The sequence below is a fragment of the Mycobacterium sp. genome (genome assembly GCF_035274705.1).
Lineage (GTDB): Bacteria > Actinomycetota > Actinomycetes > Mycobacteriales > Mycobacteriaceae > Mycobacterium.
This window is the reverse complement of the sequence record NZ_DATENY010000059.1, coordinates 82,485-94,630: the sequence shown is the minus strand read 5'-3', so window position 1 is coordinate 94,630 and position 12,146 is coordinate 82,485. Positions and strand designations below refer to the sequence as shown.

The window sequence follows — 12,146 nt, the reverse complement described above, 5'->3', positions numbered from 1 at the left end:
TTGAGCGCCGCCGCCGGCACCTCGACCATCATGCCCACCTGTAAATCGGCCGGTCTGTCCCGGCCGGCGCGGCCGATCACTTCATCCAAAAGCTCACGCGCCGCGAACAATTCGTCGAGCGTGGTGACCATGGGGAACATCACGCCCACCGGCGTGTGTTGCGCGAGCCGCACCATCGCCAACAGCTGGTCGGCCAGCAATTCCGGATGTGCCAGCGACATCTCCGGAATAGGTCGCAACGCCCAGTCCGGCGTTGCGGGCGGCCGTGCCGAGCACACCGAGGATTGCCGCCGTGCCGACGGCCTGCGCGGCGATGTATGCAGGCACCCGCGCTTCCCGATCGTCACCCTCAATCCGCACTCCTGCGCCGATCGCCGATGAACGAAAGCAGGCGTGGATCGTCGGACGTGAACCGGTCGACTTCTTCGCCTCCGTCACAGCGCAGTAGACCAATCGTCACGCTGGTATCCGTTCGGGAGATCACCTCCCAGACCGCGCCCGCGTCTTGCCAGCGCTGCAATTCTGCGACCCGATCGACGTGCATGCTCATACGATTCCACTCCATGGGCGGCCGCAAACGCATCAAAGCCGCGCGCGTCTACGACGATCCCGGTCCCGACGACGGCGAACGGGTGCTCGTCGACCGGTTGTGGCCGCGCGGTTTCCGCAAGGGAGATCCGCGGGTGGGCCAATGGATACCGACGGTCGCACCGTCGACCGAGCTGCGCAAGTGGTATTCACACCAGACCGAGCGGTTCGATGAGTTCGCGGCCCGCTACGCCGACGAACTCGATAGCGAAGACGGAGCGGCGGCGTTGGCCGAATTGCGCGACCTGGCGCGCCACGGCACCGTCACGCTGGTGACCGCCGCGCGTGATCTGGATGCCAGCCACGTCGCCGTGCTGACCAAACTGCTGTCGTAGGCTGCTGGCGGTGGAGGCAGCCTCGGCCGTCGCGATTGCGGCAGTGTTCGTGTGGTTGGGCATGGTGCTGGCGATTTCCTTCATCGAAGCCCCGCTGAAGTTCCGCGCACCCGGCGTCACGCTGCAGATCGGACTTGGCATCGGCCGCCTGGTCTTCCGCGCACTTAACGCGGTCGAGCTTGCCCTGGCCGCCGCCGTCGTCGCATGCTTCGCCGTCAAACTGCCTGCGACCGGCATCGTGGCCGCGGCAGCCGTCGCTGTTCTCGCGCTACTCGCGCAGGTCCTGCTGGTGCGGCCACGGCTGTCTCGGCGATCCGACGCCGTGCTCGCCGGCGCGGAGGGACCGCGCTCGCGGGCCCACTGGGCATACGTCGGCCTGGAAACCGTCAAGGTAATCGCACTGCTCATCGTGGGTGTATTGCTGCTGGCCGCGTGAGACGATCGCCGGATGCGGCTGGGATTGCACGCCCTTGGCATCGGCGCAGGCGCCAGCCGCGCGGTCATCGACGCTGTCGCGGCCGGCGCTCAGCGGTGCGGCTTCGCGACGCTGTGGTCCGGCGAGCACGTCGTGATGGTCGACCGGTCGGCCTCGCGCTACCCATACTCCGATGACGGGCAGATCGCCGTGCCGTCAAGCGCCGACTGGATCGACCCGCTGATCGGGCTCAGTTTCGCCGCCGCGGCCACGTCGACGATCGGTCTCGCGACCGGCGTGCTGCTGCTGCCCGAGCACAACCCAGTGCTGGTCGCCAAGCAGGCGGCGACTCTGGACACGTTGTCCGGTGGGCGGTTGACGCTCGGCGTCGGTGTCGGATGGTCGCGGGAGGAGTTCGACGCGCTCGGCGTCCCGTTCGAGCGGCGCACGGCGCGCACAGCGGAGTATGTCGCCGCGATGCGGACGCTGTGGCGCGACGACGTGGCGTCGTTCGACGGCGAGTTCGTCAGCTTCGACTCGGTGCGAGTCAACCCTAAACCCGTTGCCCGCCGGGGTATTCCGATCGTGGTGGGCGGCAACAGCGACGCCGCTTTGCGCAGGGTGGCGGCATGGGGCGACGGCTGGTACGGCTTTAACCTCGCCGACGTGCAACAGGTGGCCGAGCGGATTGCGTATCTGGACCGGCAGTGCGACGAACGCGGGCGCGATCGACGGGAACTGCTGCTCTGCGTTGCGTTGCGCGACCTGCGCATCGGCGACGTCGGGCCGCTCGCCGACCTCGGCGTGGACGAGTTGGTCGTCGTGGACGGTCCGCCGGCGGACCCGCGCGTGGCGGCCGACTGGGTGTCGGCGCTGGCCGATCACTGGATGTCGCGGCTGCGCTAGCCGCAGCTGCTGACCAAACATCGCCGTGGGGCATATTGCCGTGGGGCAGAAACGAAGGTAAACCTAGCCTCACTTGATCGGGCACGCTCGGCGGTCAAATGACCGATATTGACGAGGTGCTCCAGCCCGTCCTGCCGCGCGAGCTGACGTCGATTTCCGACGAGGTCCGCGCAGTTGGCGCGCCGCCGACACCGATTCTGGCCGAGCCGTACGCGATGCGTTTGGTCGTTCCGGACGCGGACGCCGACACGGAGTGGATGAACCGCCCGCACTTGGTAGAGGCCTGGGAGTAGGACTGGCCATCATGGCGTTGGCAACGGTATCTGCGCGCTCAACTCGACGGTGAGTATTCGCGGCCGTTCATCGGCAGCTTTCGGGGGCGCGACTTCGGCTATGTCGAACTGTGCGGGGCGGCAAAGGATTCCATTGCGCCGCGCTATGCCGCCGATCCGCACGACATCGGCCTGCATGCCGCGATCGCTGACCTGAAGTTCGTCAATCGCGGAATCGGCCCGATCGTGTTCCCGCGGATGTCGCAGGACGAACCCGCCTAGTCGCCGAACGTTCCTTACCACTCGAAATTTCGACAGTTTTTCGGGCGGTAAGGAACGTTCGGTCGGTCAGGGCAGCTGATTGAATTCGGCATACCCGTCGTAGTCCGGTTTCATCGCCGCGGCCACCAGCTCCCACAGCACCTCGTCGTGCCACCAAGATGTGCATGCACTCCGTGAGCACTTCTCCTCCAAGCGAAAGTTGGGCTGGGCGTACCTATATAACTGTCAGTAGTCGTGGCGGGCCATTGCCGTGCCGCCGACCATCCTTCCGTCGTCGATCGACACGGTCGCGGGCACCAGCTCGCTGGTGATCAAGCCGTGCTCGCCGGTCAGTTCGTCGATGATGTCGAAGCTGGCCTGAATTCGCTCAGGGGTTTCGACGACGATTGTGATCACCGGGACGCGTCGCGCCATCTGAATCAGCTTGTCGCCGTGGGGTTTATGGTCGCCGTAGAAGCCCCATATGCCTCGCAGCACCGTTGCACCGCTGGCTCTTTGTGAGTCGAACAGGCGCCGGGCGATCGCGCGGTGGATGGGGACCCCATCGTGAAGCGTGGCCTCCGACGTGTAGACCATCAGCTTCTGCCAGAGCTCACGCCCCTGCCCATCGACGGCCGGTAGGGCAGCCGGTCGGGTCAGAACCTGGCCGTCGCGTTTGCACAGTTGCACACGTTCGACCGTCATCAAGGGTGCGGGGAGTTGCGCCTGGAGTTCGGGAATGGCGGCGTCCACCTTCGAGGCGGCGCCGACAGCGATGATCATCACCGGGACGTCGACGTTGCGGCTGAAAAAGCGGGCCCGCCGACGTTGGCCCAACTTGGTGCCGTCGACGCCGAGAAAGACTGAGGCACCGGCGAATCCGTGACGATGCAGCAGATCGCACGCGACCTGATGGGCCGGCCGTCCCGACGCGCGGTCCTGGCGTCCGATGTAGATGGTGAGTTTCGCGTTGTCCGGCGTCGGCGCCGTCGGAGTGGAGCGACCGACGAGGCGGGCCCGCTCGAGCGTGACGAACCCGCGCGTCGTCTTGGCCACGATCTCGTCGGCCAGGGCGCCGATCTTGTCGGCGGTGTCGACTGCCGCGATCGCGATCGGCGTGTCCTCGGACAGGCTCAAGGACTCGTCGCTGCGGAACTCGTGGTGCGGGCCGAAGCTGGCGATACCGCGCAACACGATGCTGGTCGCGACGGCTTCGCGCGCATAGCTGTCGAGCAGGGCGTCGGCGAGAAATCGGTCCCCGCTGCGCAGGCGCTCGGCGAAGTATGTGGTGAGCTTGAGGTAGTCGCTCACACCCGGCCTCCGATCCACAGGCCCAGCCACGCCGCCGTCAGGCCGAGCACAACGCTGACCACGATGTTGGCCAACGCAGGCGAGACTTGACGCTCTTCGCCCAGCCGTTGGGTTTCGAGCATCCACGTCGAGAACGTGGTGTAGGAGCCGACGAAACCCGTGCCGACGAGCAGAGCGAGATGAGGGCTGAGCGCGAGTCCGGCCAGGAATCCGAGAAGGAGCGCGCCGCTGAGGTTGACCGCCAGCGTGCCAAACGGAAAGGACCCCGCGATGCGCGCCGACACCGCGCGGTCGACGAGGAAGCGCAGCACGGCCCCGACGCCGCCGATGACACAGACGCCCGCCCAGACCGCGACGGTCATCGGCGCACCCCGACCCGCCGCACCGCCGCGGTGGCGAGGTATACGGCGACCAGGCCGGCAGCGATGCTGGCGGCGGTATATCCGGCAGCCAGGCCGTAGTGGCGGTCGTCGATCATCTTGATCGTCTCGACCTGCATCGTGGAAAAGGTCGTGAGGCCGCCGCACAGTCCGGTCCCGAGGAGCGGACGCCGATAGCTCGATACCGGCAAACGCTCGAGCAGACGGGTGACGAAGTAGCCCAACAGGAATGCGCCCACGATGTTGACGATGAACGTCGGCCACGGCCAGCGTCCGGGCTCGGGAGCGGCGAACGTCGCCAACGCTGCCCGGGCCAGGGTGCCAAGCGATCCGCCGACGAAGACCGCGGTCAACTCGCGGACGTCGAAACTGAACATGAGCCAAAGTATCGCCGTCTAGCCGTCGGACCGGCGCACGACGCGTTTGTGGGAGGAGCAGAATCGGATCCATGGCGGCGAATCCCCGTGCCGGTCAGCCGGCGCAACCCGAAGACCTCATCGACGTAGCCCAGGTGGTGACGGCGTACTACACCGTGGAACCCGACCCCGACGACGTCGACCAGCAAGTGGCGTTCGGTACGTCGGGGCATCGCGGGTCGAGTCTGGACGCCGCGTTCAACGAAGCGCACATCCTGGCCACGACGCAGGCCATCGTCGAGTACCGCGCCGGGCAGGGCACCACCGGCCCGTTGTTCATCGGGCGCGACACCCACGCGCTGTCGGAGCCGGCGTGGGCGTCGGCGCTGGAGGTGCTCGCCGCCAACGATGTTGTGGCGATGATCGATTCGGCTGATCGCTACACGCCGACTCCCGCGGTCAGCCACGCGATCCTGACCTTCAACCGAGACCGCGACGGTGACCTGGCCGACGGGATCGTCGTGACGCCGTCGCACAACCCACCGCGCGACGGCGGCTTCAAGTACAACCCGCCCAACGGTGGACCCGCAGACACCGATGCCACCGGCGTGATCGCCAAACGCGCCAACGAGATCCTGCGCGACGGACTCAAAGCGGTGAAGAGAGTGCCGCTGGCCCGGGCGCTGCAGACCGCGCAGCGGCACGACTACATGGACGCCTATGTCGCCGACCTGCCGAATGTGGTGGATGTGCACGCCATCCGCGCTGAAGGCATCCGCATCGGCGCCGATCCGCTCGGTGGGGCCAGCGTCGACTACTGGGGCGCGATCGGCGAACGGCACGGGCTCGAGCTGTCGGTGGTCAACCCGCTGGTCGATGCGACGTGGCGCTTCATGACGCTCGACACCGACGGCAAGATCCGGATGGACTGCAGCTCGCCAAACGCGATGGCGTCGCTGATCGCCAACCGGGACAAGTATCAGATCGCCACCGGCAATGACGCCGACTCCGACCGGCACGGCATCGTCACACCCGACGGCGGCCTGCTCAACCCGAACCACTATCTCGCGGTCGCGATCGACTACCTCTACAGTCATCGACCCGAGTGGCCGGGTTCGACGGCGGTCGGCAAGACGGCGGTGAGCTCATCGATCATCGACCGGGTGGTCGCCGGGCTGGGCCGCAAGCTGCTCGAGGTGCCGGTGGGCTTCAAGTGGTTCGTGGACGGATTGATCAGCGGCACAATCGGGTTCGGCGGTGAAGAGAGCGCGGGCGCATCGTTCTTGCGTCGCGACGGGTCGGTGTGGACGACCGACAAGGACGGCATCATCCTGGCGCTGCTGGCGTCGGAGATGCTGGCGGTGACAGGGCAGACGCCGTCGCAGCGGTATGCCGCACTCGCCGAAAAGTACGGTTCGCCAACGTATGCACGCATCGACGCGCCGGCCGACCGCGAGCAGAAGGCGCGGTTGGCGAAGCTTTCTCCTGAGCAGGTGACCGCGACGGAGCTCGCGGGCGAAGCGATCACCGCGAAGCTGACGACGGCGCCGGGTAACGGGGCGCCGCTTGGCGGTTTGAAGGTGACGACGGAAAACGCCTGGTTCGCGGCGAGGCCGTCGGGCACCGAAGACGTCTACAAGATCTACGCCGAGTCGTTCAAGGGGCCCGAGCATCTTGCGGAGGTGCAAGAAGCCGCCCGCGAAGTGGTGAATAAAGTCATCGCGTGAGCTCAACCGCGGAGGGCGACTGTCCGACAACTGAGAAGCAGCGGCTGCCGCGTGAAGTCTGGGTACTGATCGCGGCGAACGTGGTGGTTGCGCTGGGGTACGGGGTGGTGGCCCCTGTCCTTCCGCAGTACGCGCGCCACTTCGGGGTCAGCATCAGCGCGGCAACGTTCGTCATCTCGGCCTTCGCGCTCATGCGCTTGGTTGCGGCCCCGCCGGCCGGACTGCTCGTTCAGCGTTCGGGAGAGCGGCGCGTCTACATCAGCGGTCTGCTGATCGTGGCGTTGTCCACCGCAGCATGCGCGTTCGCCGAAACGTATTGGCAACTGCTGCTCTTCCGTTCGCTCGGCGGGTTGGGGTCGGCGATGTTCACGGTGTCATCGCTCGGCCTGATGATCCGGATCTCGCCGCCAGACGCGCGCGGCCGCGTCGCCGGCCTGTTCTCGTCGGGGTTTCTGGTCGGCTCGGTCGGCGGACCGGTGCTCGGCAGCCTCACCGCGGGCCTGGGTTTGGCGGCCCCCTTCGTGATCTACGGCGCGGCGCTGCTCGTCGCCGCAACGGTGGTGTTCGTCAATCTGCGGCACTCGGCCGTGGCGGCACCGGAGGCGAATATCGAGCCCGCTGTGTCTGTGCGGATGGTGCTTCGTCATCCGGCATACCGGGCCGCGCTGTTCTCCAACTTCGCAACGGGTTGGGCCGCATTCGGGTTGCGCATCGCGCTCGTACCGCTGTTCGTCGTCGACGTCCTGGGCCGCGGGCCCGGCTTCGCGGGCATCGCGCTTGCGACGTTCGCCATCGGGAACATCTCCGCCGTCATCCCCAGTGGTTATCTGTCGGACCGGGTAGGGCGCCGAAAACTGCTCATCGTCGGCCTTACGGTGTCGGCGGCCTCGACCGTTCTGGTCGGCTACACGTCATCGCTGCCGGTGTTCCTCGCCGCCGCCTATGTGACAGGCGCAGCAACAGGAATTTTCGTCTCGCCGCAGCAGGCCGCGGTGGCCGACATCGTCGGGAACAAGGCGCGCGGTGGGACGGCCGTCGCGACGTTTCAGATGATGGCCGACCTCGGATCGATCGTCGGATCAGTGGTGGTCGGTCAGGTGGCCGAGCACACCTCGTTCGGTTGGGCATTCGTGATCAGTGGCGTGATTCTGATGATTGCGGCGGTGGGATGGACATTCGCTCCGGAAACCCGCGGCCGACCACCCGCTGAACACACGCCGGCTCGGGCCATAGGCCCAGAGGCCGGCGGGGAAGTGCCCTGACCAGCTGTTTTGAACGCTTCCCGCGGGTGGTGTAACTTCGATGAGCACGACTTACGGGGCTATGGCGCAGCTGGTAGCGCACCACACTGGCAGTGTGGGGGTCAGGGGTTCGAGTCCCCTTAGCTCCACCATATGGGTCTTACTCGAAACAACGACCTCTTCAATGCCGCTTGTACGAAAAGAGGGCCTCTGTCGGCTTGAACCACTGCTTTCGGCGGTGGGTTTTGCGTTTCCAGGCAGGCTGTGGGCGCTGACGTTGCCTCGGAGAGCCGCGAGACCGTCAAACTCGGGATTGAATTGATGGCCCGGTCACGTCGTCTTGGTGGGTGTATAGCCTCTATACCTTAGGCCAGCGGATGGAGTGATGGACCCGCAAACTCGGCCAGTTGTGCAGGTGAAAGATGCAGGCGTGCATCAGGAATCGTTCGCGTGCCGCAATGAAACGGGATTGCGTCGGGCACCAGCACGCGCACCACTCGCCACCCGACTGTCTCGAGCACGTCCCTGGGCGTTAGATCGACGAACAAGGCCGGCCCCAGATCGGCTTTAGCCGACGCGCAACTAAGTGATCGCTGAGCTCCTAGGCCGAACGGCCACGGGACTGCGGACGCGTCACGCTGGGAATAGAGCAGTCCGTGGTCATACGGTTCGACCGGCGCGATATTGCCCGCGGCAAGCGAGCGGGCACGGCCAGCCAGCGAGGGTCGCTGAAGCGCCCAAGTCAAGCCACGGTAGACCTGAGCCAGTTCAAGGACGGCATCGGTTAACGCCGCCACCGCATCGTGGGCGGCGCCCAGCCCGAGCGTGAAAGCCGGCTGGTCGGGAGTCGGATTGCGCGGCCAGCAGCATGCACAGCCGACCACCACACCATTGCGCCGACCCAGGACTAGGACTCGTAGCTGTAATCCGCACGCTGTAAACGCCTCTTGCAGCTCGGAGTCGAGCGCAGTGTCGCTCGAAACGTCCTCGGCATCGGTCAGGCCGTACCACACTGAAAAGAACTCGTGGCGTTCGATGACCTCGCGTAACGCCGAATCAATCGCACCGGCAAGATCCGCACCGCATGCCAACCCATTCGACGACGTCGGGAGATCCCCGCGGTGCCGCCACTGCGCAGGCAGGTTGAGGTAGACCGCTGAGGCTGGCACCCACCGTTGTTCGCTGCCGTCGATCGGCTGGCTGGCGACCCATGCGTTCGTTGCCGTCGGATCGAGGCCGGCAGCAGCCGCGGCGGCCGGACTCATACCCGTCAATCGCGAGGGGTGAATCGCCGCGTTGAGCTCATCAAGGCGGGCGGTAATGACGGGCGCGCTAACGGTATTGGCGCAGTAGCGTTCGACGGACTCGCCGAGTGCCGACCGGAGGGCATCCCGCGCGGTCCAACCCTTACCCGACGCTCCGGTCCAGAACGGTCGGTCGGGAACCAGCGAGCTATTGGCCAGCCGCGAGATCACGACGTGGGGGTCCGGTAGCGCGCCGGTCGACGACGGCACGTCGAGGAGCGCCGTGACAATTCCTGCAGTTTCACCGACAAAGTTGAGTGGCCCTCGCCGGTCAGGGGCTACGGCGGCGTCCTGCCAGCAGGTGGTGCAGCTGGGTAGCGGAACAACCGGCTCGATGCGCACCAGCCCGTCCCGCCTGATCCTGGCGAGTTGATAGGGAATCTCAGCTCGACCACGGTCAGCATTGACTCTTCTGGCGTCGACGTGGCGATCGAGTTCGCGTCGTTGGGAGTAGCTCATCTGCAACTGCTGCTTGTCGACGCGCTTATTGAATGCCACCAGTAAGTCCCCATCCTCGCCGCCCCATTCAGCGAGGTCGCGTGGATTCGTCGCCGCCGCTCGTCGGCGGCGCCAGCACCGTTCGCACAGCCTGCCCTTGCCGAGCAATGGGCTGACCACAACGTCCTCGCCCTCGGCTTCAATGCGCACGAGATAGCCTGCGCCAACGGAAATTCCGTTGGAGGGCCCAGCGAGGGAGATCGACGATTCAGCTATCAGGACGGCACTCCCAAAACCATGGCGCCTACCACCACGCCACCGCCGAGAAACTCTGCCAGGGTGCGCTTTTCGAGTCGTCCCCAGCCACCCCCGACGGCGCAGCTGCCGGCGCCGATCGCCGTCGCGGCGAGCGATACGGTTTGGTACACGCATCCGACGTCGCGCAGGATGTTGGCGTAGGCGATGCTGGCGTACTTGGCGGCCATCACCGCGTAGTCAGCGACAAACACCAGTGCGGTACAGGGCAACGGCGTCGCGATTCCGCATGGCGCGCAGAGCACCTCGATCACTCGGTGGGCGCGCTGCGTAGAGTCATCGAGTTGTTGGAGCTCGTGGTCTTTATGCCGATACAGGCTGACGCCGGCGACCGGTCCCGTGCTGGCGACAAGAGTGGTGATCTCGTCGAGTGCGCCGGCGCTGGGATAGCTATGGAAAACCACATCGCGCGAGCCGGATAGGCGTGCCGATCGTGAGCGCAGAGCCAGATCGAGCACGCTGACCAGCGCTGATGTGCTGAGCGGTTCGGCGGCGAATGTGCGACAGGAACGCCGGTCGACGAGCACCTCATGCAGTGGGGGGGTTGAGCGTTGCCGTTGCGGCAGTCGGCTACCGGCACCGCGGCAGTCCTGCTTGACAACGGAGGTCCCTGGTCTTGGACGCGTGCCATAACCGGTCGCGGTCGCCTCGCCGTGCACAGAGACCGCATGGAGTAGGGCGTCCTGGAATTCCCATGCGTTCTCGCGTGCCGTGTCCTCGGTGGTATTCACGAGTAGCTCGTTATCCAGAAGGAGCGTCTCGACCGCGGTCAGACCGACTGTATCGAGTGTTCTACTTAACCGCCCGATGTCGGTTGTGGCGGAGTTGATCTCGATATATGCGGCGGTATCGGCGCGATATATGGTCCACCCGATGTCGCCGCGGCGCATGAACGCCGATTCGTGCAGGCGAACTTGTCCGTCCTGGCACAACTGATCGGCTGTCTTCGCAAGCATCGGGCGATGCGCAATCGCCAGGACCTCACCGTCACTGGAAATGACCCGTTCTGCCAAGACGCCGGCGTGGCCCAGTGCGCCCAGAACAGCGGCTGCGTCCCCATCAATCTTGTTCGCCCGCTCTATCGCTGATCGCACGGGCAATGGCAATGTCATCAAGAGAGCGTCGAAGGCAGGCGGCAGCGGGGGGAGCTGCATTGCGCCGACCGGTGTTTCGATGCGGCCAGGTCGTCCTTTCACCGGGAGATAGCGGTGACCTACGCTAAACGACAGGATGCGTGTGCCATCGGCGTTATCGCCGTGAGGTGACAAGTCCACTCTGAACGTCGTCGCGCATCTCCTCATACGGACAGTGCAGGTTGAGGATGTCACCGTCGGACCATCCCCGTAGCCACGGACGCACGGCGTCTGCACGGACCTCCAGCGACCCGTCGGGAAGCAGGCGACCCACGTTGTTGCGGTCGTCCTCGAAACCGACGGTGCACTTCGCAAGCCTCCCGTCAGCGCGGACTACCCACGCGTTCGGTTTGGCCGCGTAGCACACGTATGCCGAATCACATCCCTTGCCCTTCTTGGCTTTTCGTTTCTGCACCGCTGCGACGCGTGCGGTGAGCCGTCGCATCACCGCGTTCGCCTCGGAAGGATGCAGCACCCGAAAAGCCCCCTGGTTAGGGCCGCCGAGATCGACGATCGGAAAGAAGTAGGCGGAGAACCGGTCGTCGCCGAGGAAGGTGTCAATGAGATGAGTGGTGAAATCGTCCAGCAGGTCGACGTTGGCCGGCGTCACGTGTACGCGCAGATCGATATGCGCGTCGACATCGCTGTCGAGGATCTCTCGCAGATTGGCCTCAATCCGCTCGTACGTGCCGCGGCCACCGCGCAGTCTGCGCGTCAGATCGTGAGTCGCGCCCGGCCCGTCAAGACTGACGTGCAGGTGCGTAACACCGACTGTCGACAGCCTGCGTGCGTAGTCGGCGGTGAGCAACACTCCGTTCGTCGTGATCGAGGACTGGTAATCCAACAGAGGATTGGATCGAGCGAATTCCTCGGCCAGACCGCTGATGTCCTCGATGACGTCCATCGCAAGCAGTGGTTCACCGCCGAACCAATCGATGACGAGTCTGCGCAGTTCCGGTTGCCGCCGGGTCATCAACTCCTTGACGGCGGTGACGACCCAGTCGTCCATCCGGCCGACCGCGAAGGTCTCATAACAGTAGGTGCACCGCAGATTGCACTGCTCGGTCGGCAAGAGCGTCAACTCGAGTGCGTCCGGCGCGAAAGCATCGGCCGCAGCTGTCCAATAGTCGCGGGCGGGCAGAGTTGCCACGGGTTCTCCTCGTC

Annotated in this window: 12 protein-coding genes, 1 tRNA gene and 3 pseudogenes; 7 read left to right on the top strand and 9 right to left on the bottom strand. The window is 65.6% G+C overall.

The window, feature by feature from the left end; translation table 11 throughout:
* Positions 1–44: 44 nt before the first annotated feature.
* A pseudogene (locus VJV41_RS14025) lies at positions 45–176 on the bottom strand (hypothetical protein); the annotation flags it as partial.
* A 173-nt stretch (positions 177–349) separates the two neighbouring features.
* The gene (locus VJV41_RS14020; protein ID WP_325334726.1) at positions 350–544 is read right to left on the bottom strand and encodes a hypothetical protein; all 195 of its coding nucleotides are present in this window, start codon (positions 542–544) and stop codon (positions 350–352) included.
* 19 nt (positions 545–563) lie between these two features.
* Between VJV41_RS14020 and VJV41_RS14015 the strand changes: the two genes are divergently transcribed.
* The 4 genes and pseudogenes from VJV41_RS14015 to VJV41_RS14000 form a co-directional block, all read left to right on the top strand.
* Entirely contained in the window at positions 564–923 is a 360-nt protein-coding gene (locus VJV41_RS14015; protein WP_325334667.1) for a DUF488 domain-containing protein, read from the top strand.
* Positions 924–933: 10 nt separating this feature from the next.
* Complete coding sequence (locus tag VJV41_RS14010; protein WP_325334666.1) at positions 934–1,359, top strand: hypothetical protein; 426 nt, start codon at positions 934–936, stop codon at positions 1,357–1,359.
* A 12-nt stretch (positions 1,360–1,371) separates the two neighbouring features.
* On the top strand, positions 1,372–2,244 hold the full coding sequence (locus VJV41_RS14005; RefSeq protein ID WP_325334664.1) for an LLM class F420-dependent oxidoreductase: 873 nt from the start codon (positions 1,372–1,374) through the stop codon (positions 2,242–2,244).
* Positions 2,245–2,342: 98 nt separating this feature from the next.
* Positions 2,343–2,777: pseudogene (locus VJV41_RS14000) on the top strand (GNAT family N-acetyltransferase); the annotation flags it as partial.
* An 87-nt stretch (positions 2,778–2,864) separates the two neighbouring features.
* Here the strand turns inward: VJV41_RS14000 and VJV41_RS28965 are convergent.
* The 4 genes and pseudogenes from VJV41_RS28965 to crcB (VJV41_RS13985) form a co-directional block, all read right to left on the bottom strand.
* A pseudogene (locus tag VJV41_RS28965) lies at positions 2,865–2,991 on the bottom strand (acyl-CoA dehydrogenase); the annotation flags it as partial.
* Positions 2,992–3,023: 32 nt separating this feature from the next.
* Entirely contained in the window at positions 3,024–4,088 is a 1,065-nt protein-coding gene (locus VJV41_RS13995; protein WP_325334662.1) for a DUF190 domain-containing protein, read from the bottom strand.
* The gene (gene crcB / locus VJV41_RS13990) at positions 4,085–4,450 is read right to left on the bottom strand and encodes a fluoride efflux transporter CrcB (protein ID WP_325334660.1); all 366 of its coding nucleotides are present in this window, start codon (positions 4,448–4,450) and stop codon (positions 4,085–4,087) included. The genes VJV41_RS13995 and crcB (VJV41_RS13990) overlap by 4 nt, the downstream gene beginning before the upstream one ends.
* Positions 4,447–4,845, bottom strand: coding sequence for a fluoride efflux transporter CrcB (crcB, locus tag VJV41_RS13985; protein WP_325334658.1), 399 nt, complete (start codon positions 4,843–4,845; stop codon positions 4,447–4,449). Before crcB (VJV41_RS13985) ends, crcB (VJV41_RS13990) begins: the two co-directional genes overlap by 4 nt.
* 71 nt (positions 4,846–4,916) lie before the next feature.
* Here crcB (VJV41_RS13985) and pgm point away from each other — a divergent pair, with 71 nt between their 5' ends.
* The 3 genes from pgm (at position 4,917) to VJV41_RS13970 (ending at position 7,944) form a co-directional block, all read left to right on the top strand.
* A complete protein-coding gene (gene pgm, locus VJV41_RS13980) occupies positions 4,917–6,551 on the top strand; it encodes a phosphoglucomutase (alpha-D-glucose-1,6-bisphosphate-dependent) (RefSeq protein ID WP_325334656.1) in 1,635 nt (544 codons plus the stop codon).
* Entirely contained in the window at positions 6,548–7,813 is a 1,266-nt protein-coding gene (locus VJV41_RS13975; RefSeq protein ID WP_325334654.1) for an MFS transporter, read from the top strand. The genes pgm and VJV41_RS13975 overlap by 4 nt, the downstream gene beginning before the upstream one ends.
* Positions 7,814–7,868: 55 nt before the next feature.
* Positions 7,869–7,944 (top strand) — tRNA-Ala (locus VJV41_RS13970).
* A 213-nt stretch (positions 7,945–8,157) separates the two neighbouring features.
* On the opposite strand, the gene VJV41_RS13965 is transcribed toward VJV41_RS13970, so the two are convergent.
* From VJV41_RS13965 to VJV41_RS13955, 3 genes are all read right to left on the bottom strand, one after another.
* Positions 8,158–9,744: a YcaO-like family protein gene (locus VJV41_RS13965; RefSeq protein WP_325334652.1), complete on the bottom strand. Its 1,587-nt coding sequence runs from the start codon at positions 9,742–9,744 to the stop codon at positions 8,158–8,160.
* Positions 9,745–9,809: 65 nt separating this feature from the next.
* Complete coding sequence (locus VJV41_RS13960) at positions 9,810–10,961, bottom strand: SagB/ThcOx family dehydrogenase (RefSeq protein ID WP_325334650.1); 1,152 nt, start codon at positions 10,959–10,961, stop codon at positions 9,810–9,812.
* A 136-nt stretch (positions 10,962–11,097) separates the two neighbouring features.
* The gene (locus tag VJV41_RS13955) at positions 11,098–12,132 is read right to left on the bottom strand and encodes a radical SAM protein (protein ID WP_325334648.1); all 1,035 of its coding nucleotides are present in this window, start codon (positions 12,130–12,132) and stop codon (positions 11,098–11,100) included.
* Positions 12,133–12,146: the final 14 nt, after the last annotated feature.

What these genes read in the sequence shown, in the direction of transcription:
- pgm (WP_325334656.1), top strand. Translation starts at nt 4,917, where the DNA reads ATGGCGGCGAATCCCCGTGCCGGTCAGCCGGCGCAACCCGAAGACCTC.
- crcB (WP_325334658.1), bottom strand. Translation starts at nt 4,845, where the DNA reads ATGTTCAGTTTCGACGTCCGCGAGTTGACCGCGGTCTTCGTCGGCGGA.
- crcB (WP_325334660.1), bottom strand. Translation starts at nt 4,450, where the DNA reads ATGACCGTCGCGGTCTGGGCGGGCGTCTGTGTCATCGGCGGCGTCGGG.
- VJV41_RS14015 (WP_325334667.1), top strand. Translation starts at nt 564, where the DNA reads ATGGGCGGCCGCAAACGCATCAAAGCCGCGCGCGTCTACGACGATCCC.
- VJV41_RS14020 (WP_325334726.1), bottom strand. Translation starts at nt 544, where the DNA reads ATGCACGTCGATCGGGTCGCAGAATTGCAGCGCTGGCAAGACGCGGGC.
- VJV41_RS13960 (WP_325334650.1), bottom strand. Translation starts at nt 10,961, where the DNA reads ATGACATTGCCATTGCCCGTGCGATCAGCGATAGAGCGGGCGAACAAG.
- VJV41_RS14005 (WP_325334664.1), top strand. Translation starts at nt 1,372, where the DNA reads ATGCGGCTGGGATTGCACGCCCTTGGCATCGGCGCAGGCGCCAGCCGC.